Origin of the sequence: Cobetia sp. 14N.309.X.WAT.E.A4, from assembly GCF_030397495.1 — a bacterium.
GTDB classification, from domain to species: Bacteria; Pseudomonadota; Gammaproteobacteria; order Pseudomonadales; family Halomonadaceae; genus Cobetia; species Cobetia marina.
This window is the reverse complement of record NZ_JAPNXT010000020.1, coordinates 1-22,016: the sequence shown is the minus strand read 5'-3', so window position 1 is coordinate 22,016 and position 22,016 is coordinate 1. Positions and strand designations below refer to the sequence as shown.

Here is a 22,016-nt window from a genome sequence, read left to right as displayed (position 1 = left end):
GCAGTCTGGTAGCTCGTCGGGCTCATAACCCGAAGGTCATCGGTTCAAATCCGGTCCCCGCTACCAAGAATTCGAAAGGCCTGATGCCCTGCATCAGGCCTTTTTCGTATGCGTGACATTCCTGTGCGAGGATATCGACGAGGCCAGCGCCCGGACCTCATTCCTCCCATTCTCCACGCCCATCCCCTTCACACTCATCACGTCAGTCTCGAAGGAGTGCCTGCATGCGCCACTGGCTGGTCAAGACCGAACCCGACGCCTTCTCGCTGGAAGACCTGCGCCGCGAGTCACCGGCACTCTGGGATGGCGTGCGCAACTATCAGGCGCGCAACTTCCTGCGCGAGATGCAGCTCGGGGATGTCGTGCTCATCCAGCACTCCAGCTGCAAGGTACCTGCAGTGGTCGGGCTGGCCGTGGTCAGCGAGCTCGCCCTGCCGGACCCGACAGCCAGCGACCCCGAGCACAAGGGCTTCGACCCTCGCCAGATGGCGGACCTCGAGGCCGGCAAGACGCCGCGCTGGGTCGCTCCGCGCCTGCGCTATCTGCGTTCGCTGCGCAGTGCACTTCCCATCGCGCGCCTGAAGGCGAAGCCCGAGCTGGCCGACAGTCACCTGGTCCGCCGTGCCCGCCTTTCCGTCATGCCATTGAGCGAGGACGAGATCCAATGCATCGCCCGCCTGGCCGGGGACGACCTCAAGCCTTGAGCCCCCCGCCCGCGCCAGATGAACCCTGCACATCTTGAACTCGCCCGCCGCGGCCCGCATCATCAGGCCAGCCGGCTCGCGTGCGAGCCTTGAATCGCAGACACTTCCGGGGCATGCATCATGATCATCGATCCCAATACCGGCCAGCCACTGACCGGCAATGACACCACCGCCGCCCAACCGCAGGGCGTGGTAGGCGGAGCTGCTGCCAGCGCCCCCCGCCAGGCAGAAGACGCCAACACCTACATCATCGATGTCGACATGAGCAATCTGCAGCAGGTCCTCGAGGCCTCGCAGCAGGTACCGGTGCTGCTGGACTGCTGGTCTCCACAGAGCGAGCATTGTCGCGTCCTGACGCCGATTCTCGAGACGCTGGCTCGTGAATATGCCGGTGGCTTCATCCTCGCCAAGCTGAACGCCGAGGAACAGCAGGACATCGCTGCCCAGCTGGGAGTGCGCTCGGTACCCGACGTCAAGCTGGTCATCCAGGGCGGTCTGGCAGGCAACTTCACCGGCGCCCGTCCGGAAGCCGAGATTCGCCAGTTCCTCGAGCAGCACAAGGTGATGCCTGCTGCCGGTGCCGGCCCCAGCCTCGTCGAGCAGGCCGCCAGCGCACTGGAAACCGGCGATCTGGCGACCGCCAAGGCGATTTACCAGCAGCTGGCGCAGGAATCCCCCGAGACACCGGACTACCGCATCCAGCTCGCCTCGGTCCTGGTCGCCGAAGGCAACGGCGAAGAGGCCCGCCAGCTGCTGGACTCCCTCAAGCCGGAAGACCGCGATGGCCCGAAGGCGCGTGGTGTGCGTGCACGCATCGATTTCATCGCCGAGGCGCCGAGCCCGGAAGAGGTCCAGGCCATGATCGAGCGGGATGACAGCGAGGCCCGCTACCAGCGCGCCATGCGTGATCTTGCCGATGGCCACTACGAGCTGGCGCTCGATGCCCTGATCGGCCTGATGAAGACCGACCGCCAATACGGGGATGATCTGGCCCGCAAGACGCTGCTGCGCGTGTTCGATGCCCTCGGCGCGACCCATGAGCTGACCGTGCGCTTCCGCCGCCAGCTGTTCGCCCTGATGTACTGAGTCGCAGACGGCAACCACCTTCCCACGACAAGGGGCCCCGAGGACGTGAGCTGTCCTCGGGGCCCCTTGTCGCAGGTAGCGGATGAATGTCGTGAAGCGTGTGCGTGCAGCAGGGTGGGAAAGGATGCGGATGAGCCCTGGATTCAGCCGCCCCGACGCGTCCACCCTTTCAGCAGTGATGGCCTCGCACGCGCTTCGCGGGCGCTGAGCGGACAGCCAGGCGGGAGCTCTTCCAGCGCGGGCGTGATGGCCCCCGCCTCCTTCGCCCTGGCCAACCGGAGACTCCCGCCCCTGCAACACCATTCTCGACATGCCATCACGCCGGACGACTCAACATCGGCTCGCGCCCAACGAGATGTCTCTGCCAGCTCATGTCTCATCATCATCCCTCCTGAGGATGCCCGCTCACGATGAACGGCCTGCCCTCAGAGTTATCGATAATGATTCTCAATTCAAGGTTTCGCTCGCCACTTCCTGCCAGCATCTCATCGGCGCTTGATCCAGATCAGACATCTGACTACCCCTGCAGCGCACCTTTCAGGCGTTCATCGAGACGCTGCAATGCCTGCTCAAGCTGCTGACGTGTAGTGGCGTAGTTCAGGCGCACGAACCCCGGCCAGCCGAAGTCGGCCCCATCGGAAAGCGCGACACCGCACTCCTCCAGCAATGTCTGCTGAGGCGAATCGCCCAGGCCGGCCTCACGCATGTCCAGCCAGGCCAGATAGGTCGCCTGAGGGCGCGTCATGCGAACGCGCTCCCAGCCGGCCACATGCGCTTCGAGCAGATCAAGATTGCCGCGCAGCACCTCCAGCAGCTCCTGACGCCACGGCTCTCCCTCACGCCACGCCGCTTCCGTCGCCACCATGCCCAATACATTGGTATCCGGCATCAGGCCACGGGTCGCGGCGACGAAGCGCTGACGCAGGTCCGGATCGGTGATCACCGCACAGGCAAAGGTCAGCCCCGCCGTGTTGAAGGTCTTGGAAGGCGCCCACAGTGTCACGCAGCGCGCCGCCAGGCGCGGATTGAGGCTGGCCAGCGGGATATGCCGCGATGCGGGGTCCACCACCAGGTCGGCATGCAGCTCGTCGGACACCACCAGCAGATCATGACGCTCCACCAGTGCTGCCAGCGCCTCGAGTTCTTCCTCGCGCCAGACACGGCCGGTAGGATTGTGTGGATGGCACCACAGCAGCAGTTCCGTCTCGGGAGTGATCGCGGCTTCCAGTGCCTCGAGGTCCAGCTGCCACAGGCCACCTGGCTCGGCAGGCTCCGCCAATGGCGCCATCTGCGCGATACGCCCCGTCTTCTGCGCAACCTGCAGGAAGGGCGGGTAGATCGGCGTGGTCGTCACGACCCCCGCCCCTTCTGACGTCAATGCCAGGCTGGCGAGATGCAGTGCCGGCACCACGCCGGGCAGCCAGACGATGGCCTCACCCGGTATCTCCCAGCCATAGTGCTCACGGCTCCAGTCGCGCAGACTGTCATCGAGCCCCTGAGAGGGCTTGGCATAGCCGTAGATCGGGTGAGCAACCCGCTCCGCCAGTGCACGCGTCACGGCCGGCGGCGCGCTGAAGTCCATGTCGGCGATCCACAGCGGCAGGACATCCGCGCCGTAGCGCTCCCACTTCTGGGAGGGATACTGACTGCGGTCAATGGGGGTGATGAAATCGTGCTCCATGTAGAATCTCTCCCGGTGCTGGCCCATGCGAGCCATGAAGACATGAGGCACCACCTGCTGCTCGAACCGCCGGCAACAGGCGGACAACCCCGTGGAATGACTACAGCATAAGGCTTTGTGCATGTCCGAAGACACCTTTTACCCGCAAGCACAACGCGGTCTCCCCGGCCTGTTGCGTGCCTGGCTGACCCATGGAAGAGGCGACAGCCAGCGCCTGGCGGTATTGCTGGCCGATACGGCCCGCGTGGCGAAACTGGGGCAGCCTGAGAGCAATCCGGAAGGCGAGCAGCTGGAACGCTGGGCCCATGACGGCGGCGCCCCACTGTGGGCTCCCAAGGCCGCCCTGTTCCTGCTGATGCAGATGCCGGCGCGCCCGCTGCCGCAGGATGAGGACGAGGCCTGCGCCTGGGCGTACTGCTGGATACGCATGCGCGAGCACGAAAGTCCGGATGCCGCACTCATGGCACTGCCCGACCACCTCAGAAAGCCGCTGGCCTGGCCCATGGAAAGCGCCTGGAAGGATCTGACCCACCAGCGCCTGATCTAGCGCTTGTCCCGGTCGTCCCTTGACACATGGGCGCATGCCCTTCCCCGCTACGACAACGACACCTTCCCCCGCCCCACCTCTGGCGCCCACCACCCGTTCACAAGCGTGGTGGGGCACTCCAGGCGAACCTCAATGCCAGCCTGACTGGTACGGCTCGTCTCTGCGGGCACGACTCTCCTCCACATGCCTCCTCCTGCGTGTCTGCCTGACTCCTTCCCCAGGCGCCTCCTGCCGCCCTTTTACGTTTAATCACCGTTTCATGAAGCATGATGAACGCAGGGATTTCTGCACCTGCCGAGGAGTAAAGTGCTTTCAACCGTCCAAGAACGGTAATTCAACAAGAATCCGCTGGCCGAGTCGCCGAGACACAGTGACCGGCAAGCTTCTGGAGAGCTCTCAATGACCACCTCCCTGATTGTCGGACTGGATGGAACGCCGGGCGGCGACAGTGCCATCGCACACGCCAAGCGCGTCGCGACGCTGGTCGGCCCCGAAACCCGCATCATTCTCTGCTATGTCGTCGAATGGTCGCCCTACAGCTTCAACACGCCGGAAGAGAACGCCCAGCGTGCGAGTCGCCGTGAAAGCGAGATCAAGCTGGCACGCGAGCGCGTTCTCGCGCCTGCCATCACGGAGCTCGAGAAGGAGGGGTATCAGGTGGAAGGCCGCGTTCGTCACGGTGACGCCGCCGAGATCCTGAGCCTGCTGGCGCGGGAAGTGAATGCCGAGCAGATCATCGTCGGTCGCAAGGGGGAGAGCATGCGCTCTCGTATCTTCGGCAGCGTGACCGCGCATCTGATCCAGGAGGCCTCGGTCCCCGTCACCGTCGTGCCCTGATGGATGACGCCAGGCGTCCGCAGACTGATCCCACAACAATGACAACATGCTCCCGAGGTCCCTTCTCATGAGTCGATTCCGCTCCCTTGCCCCCTGGGCTGCTGCCATGGCAGCGCTCATGGCCGCAGGCTCTGCCCGTGCCGAAGGCATGGATCAGGCCATCAGTGACATCGTCGGGCCGATCGTCAATCCGATCGTCTCCACCATCTTCTATTCCGTGCCGGTGGCAGGCACCCAGTTCCCGCTGATCGTCGGCTGGCTGATCATCGCTGCCGTCGTCTTCACGCTCTATTTCGGCTTCGTGCAGTTCCGTCTGTTCGGGCATGCCGTGCGTCTGGTCAAGGGCGACTACACCGACCCGAAGGATGAAGGCGAGGTGTCCCACTTCCAGGCACTGGCCACCGCGCTTTCCGGCACGGTCGGGCTGGGCAACATCGCCGGTGTCGCGGTCGCCGTCTCGCTGGGGGGACCGGGCGCGACCTTCTGGATGATTCTGGCCGGTCTGCTCGGCATGGCCTCCAAGTTCTGCGAATGTACCCTTGGCGTGAAGTACCGCAACGTCAATGCCGACGGCTCCATCTCCGGCGGCCCGATGTACTACCTGTCCAAGGGCTTCGCGGAGAATGGCAAGGCCGGGCTTGGCAAGATCCTGGCGATCTTCTTCGCCATCTGCGCCATCGGCGGCTCCATCGGCGGCGGCAACATGTTCCAGGCCAACCAGTCCTATCAGCAGGCCGTCAACGTCACCGGCGGTGATGCCAGCTTCCTGATCGGCTACGGCTGGCTGTTCGGTCTCGTGATGGCCGCCATCGTCGGCATGGTCATCATCGGCGGCATCAAGTCCATCGCTCGCGTCACCGAGAAGCTGGTGCCGATGATGGCGGTCATCTACGTGATCGCGGCTCTCATCATCCTGGGCTTCAACTTCAGCGCGATTCCGGCGGCCTTCGGCGCCATCATCGAAGGTGCCTTCGCACCGGTCGCGGTCGGCGGCGGTATCGTCGGCGTACTGATCCAGGGCTTCAAGCGCGCCGCCTTCTCCAATGAAGCCGGTATCGGCTCCGCCGCCATCGCCCACTCTGCCGTGAAGACCTCCCAGCCGGCCACCGAAGGCATCGTCGCGCTGCTCGAACCGTTCATCGATACCGTCGTCATCTGCACCATGACCGCACTGGTCATCGTCATCACCGGCGCCTATCAGGTCGAAGGCCTCGGCGGCGTCCAGCTGACGTCCTACGCCTTCGAGACCGCCTTCCCGTGGTTCCCGTATGTGCTGGCGCTGGCGGTGCTGATGTTCGCCTTCTCCACCATGCTGTCCTGGTCCTACTACGGCCTGAAAGCCTGGACCTACCTGTTCGGTGAGAGCAAGGGTGCCGAGATCGTCTACAAGCTGATCTTCCTCGCCTTCGTGGTCATCGGCTCCTCCATGAGCCTCGGTCCGGTCATCGACTTCTCCGACGCCATGATCTTCGCCATGTCCATCGCCAACATCATCGGTCTCTACTACCTGATGCCGGTCGTGAAGCGCGAGCTGAGCCAGTACCTCGCCAAGCTGAAGTCCGGCGAGATCGCCCCGATCGACAAGGAGACCAAGCGCCAGAACGCGTGACACCTCTCCCTCTCAGGCGGGTCTGACGCAGTCGTCACCCGCCGCATGACCCAAAGCCTCTGCCCTTCGGCAGGGGCTTTTTCGTTGTCGATCATGCAATTCCGTCACCAGGACGGCGGAAACCACCCAAGTCGCATTGCCGCGGCGCAGCGCAATGGGTAGGGTGTGGCGCTCACTGGCCGAACTGGCCGGAATTCGTTTCAACGAGGACGTCTCATGCTCGCTTCCATGCACGCCATGGTGCTGCGCAACCCCGGCCCGGATGCCGACTTCGAATGCACGCAATGCCCACTGCCGGAACCCGGCCCCGGACAGGTGCGCATTCGCGTCGCCGCTTCCAGCGTCAACCCGCTCGATCTCAAGCTGGCCAGCGGGCAGGTCGCCCTTCTCCCCCCCGAACCCTGCATCCTGCATGGTGATGTCGCCGGCATCGTCGATGCCGTCGGAGACGATGTGCTGACCTTCTCACCGGGCGATGAAGTGCTCGGATTTGCCGGGGGTGTCGCGTCTCACCCCGGGGCGCTGGCGGATTACATGATCGCCGATGAGCGTCTGATCACCCGCAAGCCCCGCCGCCTGAGCTTCATGGAAGCCGCGGCATTGCCTGCAGTGTTCATCACCGCCTGGCAGGCGCTGGTGGAACGTGGCCAGCTGGAGGCGGGGCAACGCGTACTGATTCACGGCGGCGCCGGCGGTGTCGGTCATGTCGCACTGCAGATCGCCCGATGCATCGGTGCGGAAGTCGCCACGACCGTCTCCACGGATGACAAGGCGCAGCTGGCACGTGCCTGTGGCGCGGACCACGTCATTCGCTACCGCGAGGAAGCGGTGGCCGACTACGTGGAGCGCCTGACGGCTGGCCAGGGCTTTGATCTGGTCTTCGATTGCGTCGGGGGTGACAACCTGGCCGCCAGCTTCGCCGCCAGCAGGCTGGGCGGGCGCATCGTGACCATCAATGCGCGCACCACGGCAGATCTCTCGCCGCTGCATGCCGGTAGTCGCAGCCTGGAAGTGCTGTCGATCCTGCTGCCGCTCAGCGCCGGCATCGGTCACGAGCAGCAACGTCAGGCACTGGGCAAGCTGGTGGAACTGGTCGAGGAAGGCGAGTTCAAGGTGCGCCTGGACGAGCGCCAGTTCGACTTCCGTGAAGTCGCCGAGGCACACCGACATCAGGCCTCCGGCAAGGCACTGGGCAAGATCTCCCTGCTGCGCCGCCAGTTCTGGGACGCCACTTGATGACAGCGGTACTGCATGGGGAGCTGGGCCTGCAGCTGCTCAAGCTGCTGATTTCGGTCGCGGTGGTGATCGGCCTGTCGTTGATCGCGGAGCGTCTCTCGACGCGCATGGCCGGGCTGCTGTCCGGCTATCCGCTCGGCACGGCCATCACGCTGGGCTTCATCGGGGTCGAGATTTCCCCCGAATTCGCCGGTGAGAGTGCCATCTACACGCTGGCCGGATTCTCCTCGACCCTCGCCCTGGGGGTCGGCTACTGGCTATGCGGACGTGCAGAGGGGCTGCGCGGCGTCATCAACGGTACTCTGGGTGGCCTGCTGGGCTGGCTGGCGGCCAGCGTGATCCTGGCGCAGTTCGAGTTCACCCGCGTCAGCGGCGTGATCGTGACGCTGATCGCCATCATGCTGTGCATGCGCCTGTACCGCGACGTACCGGAAACCCGCAGTCGCAAGGCCCCGTTCTCGTGGCCTTCGCTGCTGGCGCGTGCGGGCCTCGCGGCCGGCATCGTGTTCGGCATCACCGCGCTGGCCCATCTGTTGCCACCGTCCTGGGCCGGGCTGGTGGCGGCCTTCCCTGTCACCATGTATCCGCTGTTGATCATTCTGCATCTGACTCAGGGGCCGGCCGCTGTCGCCACCGTGATCAAGCACTACCCGGCGGGCCTTGGTTCACTGCTGTGCTATTCACTGGTGGTCTCGCTCAGCTACCCGAGCATGGGGGTCGGGGCGGGCACCCTGCTGGGGTTCGTGATCGCGACGGCATGGCTCGGCGTGTTCACGCCGCTGCAACGACGACTAGCCGCACGGCGTACAGCCAGCGTCTGAGCTTCCTGATAGGCTGAAAAGCCCGCAAGGACGCACAGGAGCGATGACATGTACTTCAAGACGCTGGAGCCGGCCTTCTTCGATACCGATGCCCTCGGACATATCAACAACACGCGCCTGCCGGCCTGGTTCGAGTGGGCGCGCAATGACCTGTTCCGCGTCTTCGTGCCGGATCTCGACCCGCGCAAATGGCCGCTGATCATGGCGCGCATCGAGGTCGACTTTCTCGCCGAGCTGCAATACGGCCAGGATGTCGAGATTCGCACCTGGCTGTCGCGGCTTGGCGGCAGCTCCTTCACCGTGACCCAGGAAGCCTGGCAGCGCGGTGTCTGCGGGGCGCGTGGCCACTGCGTGCTGGTGCAGTTCGATCATCACGCCAAGCAATCGCAGCGCATCGAAGGCGAGCTGCGCACGACCCTGCTCTCCCACCTGCACGAACACACTGACAGCGCCGAGCTGGATCTCCCTGCCCTGCGCGAGAAGGCCCGCGCGCTCGGCACGCACAGCACGGCGCCCGTCGGGAGCGTACCGGCATGACACCCGCGCTCAAGCTGCTCAAGGGCAGGCCTCACCGTACCCTGGAATATGCCCATGACCCTCGGGCGCCTGCGTATGGCGAAGAGGCTGCCCAGGCGCTGGGGCTTGAGCCGGCACGGGTCTTCAAGACACTCGTCTGTCAGCTGGAAGGCAGCAGTGCCCGCCAGCCGCTGGTGGTCGCCGTGGTGCCCGTCACCGGCACGCTGAACCTCAAGGCACTGGCGCGTGCCTGCCATGCCCGCAAGGCAGCCCTGGCCCCCCACGAGGCCGCCGAGCGCGCCACCGGCTATGTGGTCGGCGGCATCAGTCCACTGGGTCAGAAGAAGCGGCTGCCGCTGTGGGTGGACGACAGCGCCGAGGGGGTGGAGGAGATGTTCATCAGCGGTGGACGCCGAGGACTGGAGATCGGTCTCGCTCCCGCGCTACTGTGTGAACTGGGCAATGGGCAGTTCGCGCCGCTGGCGCGTGAGGACTGAGGCTCTCGCCACCTGTCACCCTGACGCTACCTGCCGCCACGCCAGCGAGGAGGCCCGATGAGCATTCGCTACAGCAAGTGGATCTATCCGGACATGACCGAGCTGCATGCGCAGGTCGAGGCCTCGCTGGAGCAGTGGTTCGGCGAGCGCTTCGCCGACTACCCGCACATCAGCTTGCCGGGCCTTGACCCCTACGATTATGATGGCTGGTTCAATCGTCTGGCCCCGGAGCTGATGGCGCGCGGCAGTGACTACTGCGAGCGCGAGTGGCATGGCTATGTGCCGAGCCCCCAGCAGCTCAACCAGGCGTTCTTCCGGGCCGTCTCCCGGTCCAACAAGTGTGTGCTGGAGCCTGACTGCAAGCATGGTGATCCTGACCAATCATAGTCCCGACGCGCGTGAGCTCGAGATCATCGAGCGCCAGCTCGGGCGCAAGCCGCGCGGCATCCAGGCCGTGGCCGCCACCGATGGCGAGGGCACCCCGCTGGTGCTGCGCATGCATTCGCTGGTGGATGGCAAACCCTTCCCGACCCTCTACTGGCTGTGCGACGAGCGCCTCAAGATCTCGCTGTCACGCATCGAGGCCGAAGGCGTGATCAAGGAGCTGGAAGAGAGCCTCAAGACCGACGAGGAACTGCTGGCGCGCTATCGTGCCAGTCATGAAGCCTATGTCGCCGAGCGCTGGAGCTTCATGAGCGAGGCCGAGCGCAGCGCCATCGAGTCCCAGGGCTTCGCTGAGCTGATGCGCGAGCGTGGCGTCGGCGGCATCCGCGACTGGAATCAGGTGCGCTGCCTGCACACCCAGTACGCCCAGCATCTCGCCTATGCCGAGGGCAATGCCATCGGGCACTGGGTCGATGCCAACTACGACGTGCTGTCCGAGCTGCCCTGAGCCCTGCCTGCGATCTAGCCGACACTCAGTCCCTCGAGCAGAGGCCGTCGGCCAGGAGGCACAAGACGAAGAAGCCCGCCAATTGGCGGGCTTCTTGCGTCGTGCAGGGGGCGTTTCGGCTTACAGCGAGTGCGCGAACACCAAGGCGATGCACAGCGGGCAGATCAGGCGCACGTACCACGGCCAGATCTTCCAGAACAGGCTGGACTCGATGTCCGGCGCCCCGCTCTGGATCTCCTTGAGCAGCGCATGGCGCGACATTGCCCAACCGACCAGCAGACACATCACCAGCGCGACCAGTGGCTGGCTGTACTGGGTGGTCAACATGATCACCAGACCGAACAGCGCCCCGAAGTTGGCGGCGATGGTCAGACTGATGGCCATGATGGCGGCCCCGACGCCCAGGGTGGCGGCACGCCGTCCCAGCCAGCCACGCTCGACCACGAAGGATACCGGCACTTCCAGCATCGAGATGGAGGAGGTGATGCCCGCCACGCTCATCAGCGCGAAGAACGCCACCATCAAGACGTCTCCCGCGCCACCCATCTGACCGAACAGCGCCGGCAACGTATCAAACAGCAGCGTGTCGGAGCTCTTGAGCAGGCCGTCGGCATCGAAGATCTCGACGCCCAGATGGCGCGCGGCATACATGGCCGGAATCACCAGCAGGCCGGCCAGGAAGGCGATGCCGACGTCGATCAGCGTCACCAGCACGCCGAGACGCGGCAGGTTCTGCTCCGGCCCCAGATAGGAGCCGTAGATCAGCATCGCCCCCACGCCGAGCGACAGCGAGAAGAATGCCTGGCCCATCGCGCTCAGCATCAGGTCAGCATCGAAGATGCGATCCCACTGCGGGGTCAGATAGACACTCAGGCCTTCATCGGCGCCCGGCAGGGTCAGCACGTAGCCGATCAACCCCACCAGCAGGGCCAGCAGCAGCGGCATCAGACGTGTGGACCACTTCTCGATCCCGCCGCGCACGCCACCGACCACGATCGCCATGGTCAGGGCGAGGAAGACCGCCGTCAGCGAGACATTGCGCGTGAAGTCGAAGGTGGTCAGCCAGCTGGCGGCGGACGACATGCCCAGCGCCGCGCTGACCGGCGCGGCGGTATAGCCCAGCAGCCAGCCCGCGACGATGGCGTAGAAGGCCAGGATCAGGCTGGCGGTCAGCATGCCCGCCCAGCCCGCCAGCGCGCCGAAGCGCTTGGTGATGCCGCGCCCCAGACTCATGCTGGTGACGATATTGGCCTGACCATGCCGCCCGATGACCAGCTCGGCCATCAACGCCGGCCACGCCAGCAGGAAGGCCAGCACCAGATACATCACCACGAAGGCCCCGCCTCCGTTGTTGGCGGTCTGGGACGGGAAGCCCCAGACGTTGCCAAGCCCTACTGCCGAACCAGCGGCGGCCATCAAGAAGCCCAGCCGACTGGCGAAGCGTCCGCGCACCTGCGCCATCTGTCTCTCCTGCCTTGTTGTCCCGCGCCCGCCGTCAGGACGTCGCGTCATGTTGGAGTGCACCCCGATGAAAAGGCTCATGGGCGTCAGCGCCCGCCAGCCGTCGCCTGCGGGGGCGGCAAGGGTAGCAGAGCAGGCCCGTGAATGCAGGTACCACGCCGAGCATGCTCTCTCACTCTGCAAGGCAAGGTTGCGCCAAGGCGTCATGGCCCCGCCGCACAACTCGGGTAGGATGGAGACCACGACATTCTGGCGTGGCACTCGACCTTGCGTGCCACAACACACCTTCAGGAGAGCAACATGCATCGCATCTGTGTCTATCTGGGTTCCCGCGAGGGGGCCTCCCCGCATCACCGCCAGCAGGCCGAGGCACTGGGGACCGCGATCGCCGAACGTGGCTGGGGACTGGTCTATGGAGGAGCACGTGCCGGACTGATGGGCGCTTTGGCAGATGCCGCGCTGGCCGCAGGCGGTGAGGTGGTCGGCGTGATCCCGCAGGCGCTGGTGCGCAACGAGAAGGCACACACCGGGCTGACTCGGCTGATAGAAGTGGCGGACATGCATGAGCGCAAGGCCCAGATGGCCGCGCTGGCGGATGGTTTCGTGACCCTGCCGGGCGGGATCGGCACGCTGGAGGAGCTGTTCGAGACCTGGACCTGGCAATACCTGCGCTTTCACGCCAAGCCGATCGCCGTCCTCGACAGTGACGGCTTCTACGCGCCGCTGCTGGAATTTATGGATCGCACCGTCGAGGCGGGCTTCCTCGACGCGGATACTCGCGCCCGCCTGATCAGCGAACGCGAGATCACTCCCCTGCTTGACCGCCTGGCCCCCTCGTCAGGCGAGCAGGCCTGACGGCAAGCAGCATGGGTCAAGCCTCCGTGACGGGGTGTCGTGCACCGGCCTGATCGCGACAGGCCGGCTCCCCGAGATAGCGGCTGCGCTTGCTGGCGGTGATGCGTCGGATATCGACCATCACCAGCCCATCGATGCAGTAGCCGAAATCGGCATCGACACTGAAGTCGAGGAAGCGAGTGCCGCCGGGCTCGGTGACCTCGGCGTACTGCTTGTAGAGGGTCGGCACCGTCACGCCCATCGCGTCCAGCTGGGCGCGCAGGCGACGGAAATCACCCTCGGCATCCTGACCATCGAACAGACGCTCCGCCTCATGGGCGGCTCTGCCCGGTGCACTCTGCGCGACCGGTGCCCGTGCACGCGCCAGTCCCTCCTCATCCCCGTAGTAGTGGCGGTAATAGCTGACGATCAACGCCCGAGCAGCCTCCGGGTAGCTGTTGGAAAGCGTGACCGGGCCGAACAGCCAGCGAATCTCGGGGTGACGGCGCAGATAGGCACCCAGCCCCTGCCACAGGTAATCGAGACTGCGGCGCCCCCAATAGCGTGGCTGCACGAAGCTGCGCCCCAGCTCAAGGCCGTCCTGCATATGCGTGAACATCTCCGGCGTGAAGCGGAACAGCGTCGGGCTGTAGAGCCCCTTCTCGCCATGCGCCGCCATGATCTTGCCCACCTCACCGATGCGATAGGCCCCGGCGATCTCGAGATCGGCGTCATCCCACAGCACCAGATGACGGTAATGCGCGTCGTAACGGTCGATGTCACGACGCTCTCCCGTCCCTTCGCCGACGCGGCGGAAGCTCAACTCGCGCAGCCGACCGATCTCGCGCATCACGCTGGAACCGGGAAAGGCATCGAACAGGTAGATCTTCTTGCCGTCGCGGGTCTCACCCAGCAGCTCACACGGCGTCAGTTCCTCACGCAGCGCCTGGCGCTCCTCCGGATGACCGATGGCCTTCTCGGTCACGAACAGCCCGCGCTTGCCGCGTCCGATGCGATAGAGATGCTTGCGCAGCAGGCGTGTCTTGGCATTGGTGCTCAGGGCATCACTGTCGAGACGCGCCAGCGGAATCAGTTCCCCGATGCGCAGCTTGAGCTGACGTTCGCGCTGGCGAAACATCTCGTGGGCCAGCAGCGGCGTGCCGAGGCCACGGTTGATCGATGACAGGGTGTAGAAGAGCGTCGAGTTGCGACCACTGACGTGAATCGGCAGTACCGGCGCGTTGGTCTTGCGCGCGAAATGCAGGAAACCCGACAGCCACTTGCCGTCACGCGGCCCGGTCGGCCCTGCGCGCGAGACCTCTCCGGCCGGGAAGATGATGACGGCCTCTTCATTCATCAGTGCCTCGCAGATCTGGGTGCTGCTCCTGCGATACCCGCGGCGACTGAGGTTGTCCAGCGGCAGCAGCAAGGGCGCCAGCGGCTCGACCTTCATCAGGATGTCGTTGGCGACGATCTTCACGTCACGCCGCACCTCCCCGACCAGTTTGAGCAGCGCGAGCCCGTCCAGCGAGCCCAGCGGGTGGTTGGCGACGATCACCACTCGCCCGTAGGCAGGGATGTTCTCGCGCTCCCGCGAGGAGACGGAGTAGGCGAAGGAGAAGTGATCGAGCACACGGTCGATGAAGTCGAAACCGCGCAGACCGGCATGCTCGGCGAGGAAGGCATTGATCTCGCTCTCGTGAACCAGACGCCGCAGCAGCGCCAGCGCCGGGCGACGAATCAGAGGGTGGCGCCTGGCAAAGGCGGGATACTTGGCGGCGATGACACGGGCGGTATCGATCATGCTCACTCCTTTGCGCAACGCGGTGCGTCACTCGCAGTCTGAAACAGAGGCTTGATATCACGTCAGAATCGCGCCACTTCATGACAGGTGCGTCACAGTCCCCGTACAGTGAGATGACAGACATCCGTCTGAGGACGGAGCGATCACAGCAAGGCAGCCACGGTTGCCAAGCCAAGGAGATAGCGAATGTATGCGATAGCCGTCGAGAACGAGGCGCTGGTCTGGCAGGAAACCGAGGCCCCTTCAGGTATCGCCTCGGACGAGGTGCGTATCCAGGTGGCCTGGGCCGGCGTCAACCGCGCGGATCTGATGCAGCGCGCCGGGCAGTATCCGCCCCCGGCCGGGGAAAGCGAGATTCTCGGTCTCGAGGTCAGCGGCACCATCCTCGAGGTGGGCAGACACGTGGAACGCTTCCAGGTGGGGGACCCGGTCTGCGCCCTGCTGGCAGGCGGAGGCTATGCCGAAGAGGTGGTGGTCAATGCCCTGCAGGTACTGCCGGTGCCGGAGGGCTACGGCCTGCGTGAGGCGGCCGCCCTGCCGGAGATGTTCGCCACCGCCTGGCTGAACCTGTTTATCGAGGGCAACCTCAAGCACAAGGAACGCGTCCTGCTGCACGCCGGGGCCAGCGGTATCGGCACCACTGCCATCCAGCTGTGCGGCCTGTTCGGCCACCCCTGCTTCGTGACCGTCGGCAGTCAGGAGAAGCTGGACACCTGCCTGCGGCTGGGGGCCGATGCCGGCTGGAATCGCCACGATGGCAGTTTCGTCGATGCCGTGAACGAATGGGGCGGCGCCGACATGATTCTCGACCCGGTCGGCGGCGGCTACCTGTCAGGCAATCAGCAGGTCCTGAATCAGGATGGCCGCATGGTATTGATCGGCCTGATGGGCGGACGCATGGACGAGCTGGATCTGGGGCGCATGCTGATGAAGCGCCAGCGGTTGATCGGCTCGACCCTGCGTTCCCGCTCGCCCAAGGGCAAGGGCATGGTGCTGGATGCACTCTATGTCCACGTCTGGCCACGCCTGGCGCGAGGCGAGATACGTCCGCATATCGACAAGAGCTGGCCGATCCAGGACGCCGAGGCTGCGCATGCCTATGTGCAGGACAACGCCAGCACTGGCAAGGTGCTGCTGGCGGTAAGCGGGGCCTGAGTCCGTCGTCGACTGGCAGAACGCAAGAAGGCAGCCCGATGGGCTGCCTTCTGCAGGGGCTTTCACGCCGGTCATCTTTCGCCGGGCTGAACGCTCAGTCGTTGCGCTCGATGGCCTGGGCCTTCTGCCAGGTCAGTTGCAGCAGACGGGCATCATCTCCAGCGCGATGGCGCTGGATGCCGCCTTCGGCGATCACGGCTTCCTTGAGCTCGGCCCAGCGATTCAGCTGCTCCTCATCCAGCAGCCGGCGCAGCGCTTCCAGCCGGAAATGCGGCAGCATGCCGGCATGATGGAACAGCAACGACAACCAGGTATTGTCGTAGCCCCAGCTATCGCTGTACGCGATACGTGTCTCGCTCAGCTCATCATTGATCCACTGCGCCACTTCCCGCACCGGGCGACCTTCACGTGCCAATCGGGCGCGTGAAATGCCATGCAACAACTCAGCCTTGGGGTCCCAGTGCACCCACTCTTCCAGCGGCTGGATGAGGAAGGCACAGCTGCTGCCATCGGTACGCGCCAGACCGATCTCGATCGGGTAGCTGCCGCGGCCAAAGCCGGAGGCTTCAATATCGAGCAGAATAGGCAGCGTCACACGCGTCTCCCACGGTATCTCAGGCAGCCAAGGACCAGGCAAGAAGGGGTTGAATGTCTTCAGGTTACGGGAATTGCCCCCCGTTTGGCGAGTCCTGCTCATCCGGTTGGCATCAGAAGAGACGGAGACGACAGCGCCCTCACGAGGAGGGCGCTGTCAGAGGAGGCGATCGACGACGGCAGCAGCCGTCGGATTGGCTCAGTGGAGGGCGGCTTCGTCACCGCTGCGTGCATGCGCTTCCCAGTGCTCCGCCTTGTGCGGGCAGACCGCCAGCCCCAGCGAGCCTTCACGATAGGCACGTGCCAGGCGCTGCGCGGCAAGCGCATGATGACGCTCTGCCGCACGTGCATACCAGGTCACGGCCTTGGCCGGGTCACTCTGGTATTGCGCGCAGCCATGCTCGTAGATGCACCCTGCCTGGTACTGGGCATGGATGTCACCCGCCTGTGCCGCCTTGACGACGAAACGGGCACCCTTGGCCTTTTCCTGCGCCGAACTACCGCGCTGGAACAGCATGTGGCCGTACAATGACAGCGCACCGGTATGACCGGCCTTGGCGCAGTGATTGAACAGACGCATGGTCAGACGGTGCTTCTGCTGAGAGCCGGAAAGCCAGGAGGCGTGGAACAGACGCTCCGCCAGGCGGTATTTCAGTCCGGTCATCAGGGTTGAGGCCTGCGGCATGACGAGTAACCTTGAAACAGATAAGAGGGATGACGCCGTATCTGGCCCTTTCCTGAGCCTGCGACGCTGTTCTCCTTGCCAACGCTGTCAGTTTGCCCATGCGGGCGGCCTCGCGAGGCTGCTCCCCTGACAACGGGGCGCCAAGCATACTCGCGCAATCAGGGGGACTCAAGCCCGCCTTGTGGGTTTTTGTTACGCTGCTAATATGTGCGCCGTCCCGCGAGTGAAACCGCCGCCGCACCTGCCCTGACACACGCAGGCGACGCACGCTCGCCTTACCCGCTTTTGCCAACCACCCGACAGGGGAATCCTGCATGCAACGTAGAGCTCTAGGCCGCACCGGCATTGACGTGAGTCTGCTGTGCCTTGGCACCATGACCTTTGGTGAGCAGAACAGCGAAGCCGATGCCCACCAGCAGCTGGATCGTGCGCTCGATGCCGGCATCGACTTCATCGATACCGCCGAGATGTACCCTGTCCCGCCCAATGGCGAGACCCAGGGCCGCACCGAGCAGTACATCGGCAGCTGGCTGGCCGCACGCGGCAACCGTGACCAGGTCAAGATCGCCACCAAGGTCACCGGCCCGGGCATGGACTACCTCCGCGGTGGTTCACGCCTGACCCGCGAGCAGATCATCGCCGCCTGTGACGACAACCTGCGCCGTCTGGGCACCGATTACATCGACCTCTATCAGCTGCATTGGCCGGATCGCAAGACCAACTTCTTCGGCAAGCTGGGTTACCAGCCGGTGGAAGACGAGGACATGACGCCGCTGGAAGAAAGCCTCTCCGCGCTTGGCGAACTGGTCACCGCGGGCAAGATTCGCGCCGTGGGTCTGTCCAACGAGACGCCCTGGGGCGTGATGCAGTGCCTGAATCTGGCCGAGCGCCTGAATCTGCCGCGCGTCGCCAGCGTCCAGAATCCCTACAATCTGGTCAACCGCAGCTTTGAGGTCGGGCTGGCCGAGTTCGCGCACCGCGAAGATGTGGGCCTGCTCGCCTATTCGCCGCTGGCCTTCGGCACCCTGTCCGGCAAGTATCTGGATGGCGCCCGTCCGGAAGGCGCGCGTCTGACCCTGTTCGAGCGCTTTCAGCGCTACAACGCGGAACCGGCCCAGCACGTCATCGCCTGCTACGTGGATATCGCACGCCGTCATGGCCTGAACCCGGCGCAGATGGCACTCGCCTTCGTCAACACGCGTCCGTTCCTGACCAGCAACATCATCGGTGCCACCACCATGCTGCAGCTGGAGAGCAACATCAAAAGCCTCGAGGTGGAACTGAGCGACGAGGTGCTGGCCGAGATCGAGATGATCCACAACACCGCGCCGAACCCCTGCCCCTGATCTGTCCCTGACGCGCAACCCGACAGGCCGGTCGTGATGACCGGCCTGTTCGTCTCCAAGGAAACCCCATGAATCCCGCTGAACTGAGCATGATTCTCATGGCCGTGGCCGCCGGTGCCATGATGCCGATCCAGGCCGGCGTCAATTCTACGCTGGCCCTGCAGACCCACAGTTCGCTCATGGCCGCCATGGTCAGCTTCGTGATCGGCTCGATCGCCCTGATCGGTATCGTGCTGGCCATGCGATTGCCCATGCCGGGTATTGGTGCCCTGAAAGCGGCTCCCTGGTGGAGCTGGACCGGTGGTCTGCTGGGGGCCTTCTTCGTGGCAGCCAGCGTGATCCTGGTACCCAAGCTGGGCGCGGCCACCATGATGGCCACCTTCCTGGCGGGCCAGCTGACGGCTTCGGTCGTTCTGGATCACTTCGGTTGGGCAACCTTCCCGCAGCATGATCTCTCGCTGGGGCGCGTGGCGGGCGTGCTGTTGCTGTTCGCTGGCGTCTTCCTGATCCGACGCTATTGATGCCTTTGGCGTCACGCATCGCAATCTATGGCCCCGATAGTCCCGACGGACTCGGGGCCATGTTGTCTGCCTGATATACTGAGACCTTTCCCCTGTCAGGAGGTCTTCATGCTGAGTGTGATTTCGCCCGCCAAGTCGCTGGATTTCGACAACGCCCCCGTGACCTCCCGTCATACCCAACCCGACTTTCTTGATCAGGCTCAACCACTGATCGATATCCTGCGCGAGCAATCACCGCAGGACATCGCAAGCCTCATGAAGCTTTCCGACAAGCTGGCCGGCCTCAATGCCGCTCGCTTTCAGGAATGGCAGCCCCCCTTCACGCCAGACAACGCCAAGCAGGCGGTACTGGCCTTTCAGGGAGATGTCTATCAGGGCATGGCGGCAGAAACGTTCAGCGAGGAAGAATTCGAGCGCGCGCAACACAGGCTGCGCATTCTCTCCGGCCTCTACGGGCTACTGCGCCCGCTGGATCTCATCCAGCCGTATCGCCTGGAGATGGGCACCCGCCTGAGCAACCCGGCCGGCAAGGACCTCTACGCCTACTGGCGCAAGACGCTGACGCCGGCACTGGAGCAGGCCGTCGAAGACAGTGGCACGCCGATACTGGTCAATCTGGCCTCCAACGAGTACTTCAAGGCCATCGACGCCAAGGCATTCCGCCACCGTATCGTGACGCCGGTCTTCAAGGACGAGAAGAATGGTCAGTCCAAGATCATCAGCTTCTACGCCAAGCGTGCACGCGGCCTGATGAGCGCTTGGATGCTCAAGCACGATATCGAGACGGCCGAGGACCTCAAGGACTTCGATGTGGCCGGTTACCGCTTCTCCAATGCCGCCTCAGAGGGCGATACGCTAGTCTTCACGCGCAGTGAAGCCGACGCGGCACGCGCCTGACGCGCGCCCTGCAGGTCGCCCTGCGACTCAACCACCCAACCCGGGGAACGCCAGGTGCTCTCCTGCCCGGGGTTTGAGATAACGGCGATGAATATCGCCGAAAAGGACGTGATCCGCGCTTCCAAGCCATTCGTAAGCCACCATCTCGGCGCTGACGATACTGGCCCCCGCCGCCTCGCAGCGGGTCACTCCCAATGCTGCCTCACGCGGGCGGCGACTGGCGACACCATCAGCTACCAGCGCCACTCGATACCCCGCACCGCATAGTGACAGCACGGTCTGCATCACGCAGACATGCGCCTCGGCACCACATACCACCAGTTGATCACATCCGCTCTGCTCCAGCGCCTTTCGAAAATCCTGCGCCTCCAGCGCGCTGAAGCTGCGCTTGGTGAAGCAGCGGGTTCGCTCGCTCAGCAAGTGTGTCATGGGAGCACTTTCGCCCAGCTTGTCCGGACAGTGCTCCGTCAGCCACACGGGAATTTCCAGCGCCTGGGCGATGCCGCCCAGCCAGATGGCACTGTTGATGGCTTCGGTTCCGCCACTCAGTACCGGCATCAGGCGGGCCTGAAAGTCGATCAGCAACAACAATGACCGCCTCGCCATCAGGTGTTGAGACTTTTCGTCGTCCATTGGTCCTCCCACGTCGATTCTAGGGCTAGAATGGGGCTTCCACTTACACGCTAGCGCATCCAAGGAGATCCCACATGCGCCATCTGTTCATCATGCTGATGGTCGGCTTGCTCGGCTTCGGTCTGAGCGTCGAACACGCGGAGGCCAAGCGCCTCGGCGGCGGCAAGAGTTTCGGTAGCTACTCACGATCCGCTGACAGCGGAAAATCCTCCAGCTCACTGTTTGGCAGCAACAAGGCCACCAACAGCAGCACTGCAGCGAAGTCCAAGCCCTCCAGCGGTCTGTCCAAGTTTGCCGGCCCGCTGGCAGGTCTGCTGGCAGGTGGTCTGCTGGCATCGCTGTTCTTCGGCGGCGCCTTCGATGGTCTGCGCATGACAGACTTCCTGATCATCGCGGTGATCGCCTTCATCGCCTTCAAGTTCCTGAGCGCGCGCAAGAAGGCCGCCATGGCGAGCGGCGGGCCGGCAGGCAGCGGTAGCGCCTCCCCCCGTCACGATGATCAGCCACGTAACGTGCAGGCACGTGAAGCGCACCAGGAGCAGGGCGAGTCGCTGGCGCCTGCTGGCGGTATCGGTGCAGGGCTGGGCGGCGGAGCTCCCGTCAGTGAGCCTGCCTGGTTCGACAAGGAACAGTTCCTCGGTGGTGCCAAGGAGCACTTCATGACCCTGCAACGCGCCTGGGACAACAATGACCTGCCGCGCATCCAGGAATACGTGACGCCAGAGCTCTACAACATGCTGCGCGAAGAACGCGCTCAGCAGCCAGCCAACAACCGTACCGAAGTCGTGCGTCTGTTCGCTGAACTGGGCAGCGTGCAGGAAATCGGCAAGCAGGCGGAAGCGACAGTGCTGTTCCACGGCGTGCTCGACGAGAATGGCGAGCAGAACGAGTTCAACGAGACCTGGCACCTGGTCCGTGAGCTGCGCGATGGTGCAGACTGGTACATTCAGGGTATCGAGCAGAACAGCTAAACAGCTCCTCCCTCCCTGATGCGGTCTTCACACTGAGGACTCCATCAGATACCAGAGCGGCCGGATGATCACTCATCCGGCCGCTTTTTCATGCCTGCAAGGCAAGGAGCCAGACGGCAGACATAAAAAAACCGGCCACTGGGGAAGTGGCCGGCGGACTGGCTGCTCGACTGCAAGGCAGGAGTGCCATATCTCAAAAAGTCTGCTGATGGGATAGCACAGACAAGTTTCTAAGCAAGGGAACGTCGAAACTCACCTACTCAGAGTCTGGCATGACGCTTTAGTTCACCCTGATGAAGAAAAAGTCGAGCAACTCCGAGGTGCGCAACCCGCGACGCTTGACGCTCGATAAAGAGAAGCCGCCATAGCACTTCCTCCGCTCTCGGAAACAACGGACTCATGCGAGCCTCACGGCGCTCACGTGCATCACCTCGACAGACACGATGTGAATACCCTGAGGAATCGTGCAGCGAGGTTTTCCACACCCTCTTGCTCTCTTGCCCCCTTGCCCCCTGCGACTCCCTGGAACTCTGCTCCCCGTCTACGGCTTCCCCTGGCAAGCACGACGCAGTCCTTCCTTTGTCTCTCTTCTCTTTCGTGCCACTTTTTCCGCGCACAAAGAGAACCGCCCCTACAGCTGGGCTGCAGGGGCGGTTCAGTATAAGTGCCTGACGATGACCTACTCTCAC

General features: G+C 64.2%; 22 protein-coding genes and 1 pseudogene. 17 read left to right on the top strand and 6 right to left on the bottom strand.

The window, feature by feature from the left end; translation table 11 throughout:
• The first annotated feature begins 224 nt into the window (after window positions 1-224).
• The gene (locus tag OW493_RS17075; RefSeq protein ID WP_084207783.1) at window positions 225-704 is read left to right on the top strand and encodes an EVE domain-containing protein; all 480 of its coding nucleotides are present in this window, start codon (window positions 225-227) and stop codon (window positions 702-704) included.
• 120 nt (window positions 705-824) lie between these two features.
• Window positions 825-1,790 (top strand): tetratricopeptide repeat protein, encoded by a 966-nt coding sequence (locus OW493_RS17070; protein ID WP_354670169.1) that lies wholly within the window; start codon window positions 825-827, stop codon window positions 1,788-1,790.
• A 517-nt stretch (window positions 1,791-2,307) separates the two neighbouring features.
• Here the strand turns inward: OW493_RS17070 and OW493_RS17065 are convergent.
• Window positions 2,308-3,471 (bottom strand): PatB family C-S lyase, encoded by a 1,164-nt coding sequence (locus OW493_RS17065; protein WP_077373575.1) that lies wholly within the window; start codon window positions 3,469-3,471, stop codon window positions 2,308-2,310.
• Between the two features lie 121 nt (window positions 3,472-3,592).
• On the opposite strand from OW493_RS17065, the gene OW493_RS17060 reads away from it, so the two are divergent.
• The 9 genes and pseudogenes from OW493_RS17060 (at window position 3,593) to OW493_RS17020 (ending at window position 10,426) form a co-directional block, all read left to right on the top strand.
• Window positions 3,593-4,018: a hypothetical protein gene (locus tag OW493_RS17060; RefSeq protein ID WP_136939740.1), complete on the top strand. Its 426-nt coding sequence runs from the start codon at window positions 3,593-3,595 to the stop codon at window positions 4,016-4,018.
• A 399-nt stretch (window positions 4,019-4,417) separates the two neighbouring features.
• Entirely contained in the window at window positions 4,418-4,855 is a 438-nt protein-coding gene (locus tag OW493_RS17055) for a universal stress protein (RefSeq protein WP_077373569.1), read from the top strand.
• Window positions 4,856-4,922: 67 nt separating this feature from the next.
• Entirely contained in the window at window positions 4,923-6,464 is a 1,542-nt protein-coding gene (locus OW493_RS17050) for an alanine/glycine:cation symporter family protein (protein ID WP_077373566.1), read from the top strand.
• Window positions 6,465-6,680: 216 nt separating this feature from the next.
• Window positions 6,681-7,700: a zinc-binding dehydrogenase gene (locus OW493_RS17045; RefSeq protein WP_205694052.1), complete on the top strand. Its 1,020-nt coding sequence runs from the start codon at window positions 6,681-6,683 to the stop codon at window positions 7,698-7,700.
• Window positions 7,700-8,521, top strand: a complete 822-nt coding sequence (locus tag OW493_RS17040) for a hypothetical protein (protein WP_191237738.1) — start codon at window positions 7,700-7,702, stop codon at window positions 8,519-8,521. The genes OW493_RS17045 and OW493_RS17040 overlap by 1 nt, the downstream gene beginning before the upstream one ends.
• 48 nt (window positions 8,522-8,569) lie before the next feature.
• Window positions 8,570-8,968 (top strand): annotated as a pseudogene (locus OW493_RS17035) (thioesterase family protein); the annotation flags it as partial.
• Window positions 8,969-9,054: 86 nt separating this feature from the next.
• Entirely contained in the window at window positions 9,055-9,534 is a 480-nt protein-coding gene (locus OW493_RS17030; protein ID WP_084207777.1) for an aminoacyl-tRNA deacylase, read from the top strand.
• 57 nt (window positions 9,535-9,591) lie between these two features.
• Window positions 9,592-9,921: a hypothetical protein gene (locus OW493_RS17025; RefSeq protein ID WP_289864974.1), complete on the top strand. Its 330-nt coding sequence runs from the start codon at window positions 9,592-9,594 to the stop codon at window positions 9,919-9,921.
• The gene (locus tag OW493_RS17020) at window positions 9,899-10,426 is read left to right on the top strand and encodes a DUF501 domain-containing protein (RefSeq protein ID WP_077373551.1); all 528 of its coding nucleotides are present in this window, start codon (window positions 9,899-9,901) and stop codon (window positions 10,424-10,426) included. Before OW493_RS17025 ends, OW493_RS17020 begins: the two co-directional genes overlap by 23 nt.
• A gap of 120 nt (window positions 10,427-10,546) precedes the next feature.
• Here the strand turns inward: OW493_RS17020 and OW493_RS17015 are convergent, their stop codons facing one another.
• Window positions 10,547-11,887, bottom strand: a complete 1,341-nt coding sequence (locus OW493_RS17015) for a sodium-dependent transporter (RefSeq protein WP_289864973.1) — start codon at window positions 11,885-11,887, stop codon at window positions 10,547-10,549.
• Window positions 11,888-12,187: 300 nt separating this feature from the next.
• On the opposite strand from OW493_RS17015, the gene OW493_RS17010 reads away from it, so the two are divergent.
• Window positions 12,188-12,742: a TIGR00730 family Rossman fold protein gene (locus OW493_RS17010; RefSeq protein WP_289864972.1), complete on the top strand. Its 555-nt coding sequence runs from the start codon at window positions 12,188-12,190 to the stop codon at window positions 12,740-12,742.
• 16 nt (window positions 12,743-12,758) lie between these two features.
• Here OW493_RS17010 and OW493_RS17005 read toward each other — a convergent pair whose 3' ends face one another.
• A complete protein-coding gene (locus tag OW493_RS17005; protein WP_289864971.1) occupies window positions 12,759-14,525 on the bottom strand; it encodes a lysophospholipid acyltransferase family protein in 1,767 nt (588 codons plus the stop codon).
• A gap of 186 nt (window positions 14,526-14,711) precedes the next feature.
• On the opposite strand from OW493_RS17005, the gene OW493_RS17000 reads away from it, so the two are divergent.
• Window positions 14,712-15,680, top strand: coding sequence for an NAD(P)H-quinone oxidoreductase (locus tag OW493_RS17000; protein ID WP_077373540.1), 969 nt, complete (start codon window positions 14,712-14,714; stop codon window positions 15,678-15,680).
• Window positions 15,681-15,774: 94 nt separating this feature from the next.
• Here OW493_RS17000 and OW493_RS16995 read toward each other — a convergent pair whose 3' ends face one another.
• Window positions 15,775-16,275: a hypothetical protein gene (locus OW493_RS16995; RefSeq protein WP_077373537.1), complete on the bottom strand. Its 501-nt coding sequence runs from the start codon at window positions 16,273-16,275 to the stop codon at window positions 15,775-15,777.
• A 198-nt stretch (window positions 16,276-16,473) separates the two neighbouring features.
• On the bottom strand, window positions 16,474-16,959 hold the full coding sequence (locus tag OW493_RS16990) for a sel1 repeat family protein (protein ID WP_077373534.1): 486 nt from the start codon (window positions 16,957-16,959) through the stop codon (window positions 16,474-16,476).
• Window positions 16,960-17,273: 314 nt separating this feature from the next.
• Here OW493_RS16990 and OW493_RS16985 point away from each other — a divergent pair, with 314 nt between their 5' ends.
• The 3 genes from OW493_RS16985 (at window position 17,274) to yaaA (ending at window position 19,723) form a co-directional block, all read left to right on the top strand.
• Window positions 17,274-18,305 carry an NADP(H)-dependent aldo-keto reductase gene (locus tag OW493_RS16985; protein WP_077373531.1) on the top strand — a complete coding sequence of 344 codons (1,032 nt, stop codon included), beginning with the start codon at window positions 17,274-17,276 and terminating at the stop codon, window positions 18,303-18,305.
• A gap of 68 nt (window positions 18,306-18,373) precedes the next feature.
• Window positions 18,374-18,826 (top strand): DMT family transporter, encoded by a 453-nt coding sequence (locus tag OW493_RS16980; protein WP_077373528.1) that lies wholly within the window; start codon window positions 18,374-18,376, stop codon window positions 18,824-18,826.
• A 108-nt stretch (window positions 18,827-18,934) separates the two neighbouring features.
• Window positions 18,935-19,723, top strand: a complete 789-nt coding sequence (gene yaaA, locus OW493_RS16975) for a peroxide stress protein YaaA (RefSeq protein ID WP_271303474.1) — start codon at window positions 18,935-18,937, stop codon at window positions 19,721-19,723.
• 27 nt (window positions 19,724-19,750) lie between these two features.
• Here yaaA and OW493_RS16970 read toward each other — a convergent pair whose 3' ends face one another.
• Window positions 19,751-20,356 carry an isochorismatase family protein gene (locus OW493_RS16970; RefSeq protein ID WP_240704374.1) on the bottom strand — a complete coding sequence of 202 codons (606 nt, stop codon included), beginning with the start codon at window positions 20,354-20,356 and terminating at the stop codon, window positions 19,751-19,753.
• 74 nt (window positions 20,357-20,430) lie between these two features.
• Between OW493_RS16970 and OW493_RS16965 the strand changes: the two genes are divergently transcribed.
• A complete protein-coding gene (locus OW493_RS16965) occupies window positions 20,431-21,327 on the top strand; it encodes a Tim44-like domain-containing protein (protein ID WP_077373522.1) in 897 nt (298 codons plus the stop codon).
• The last annotated feature ends 689 nt before the right edge of the window (window positions 21,328-22,016 follow it).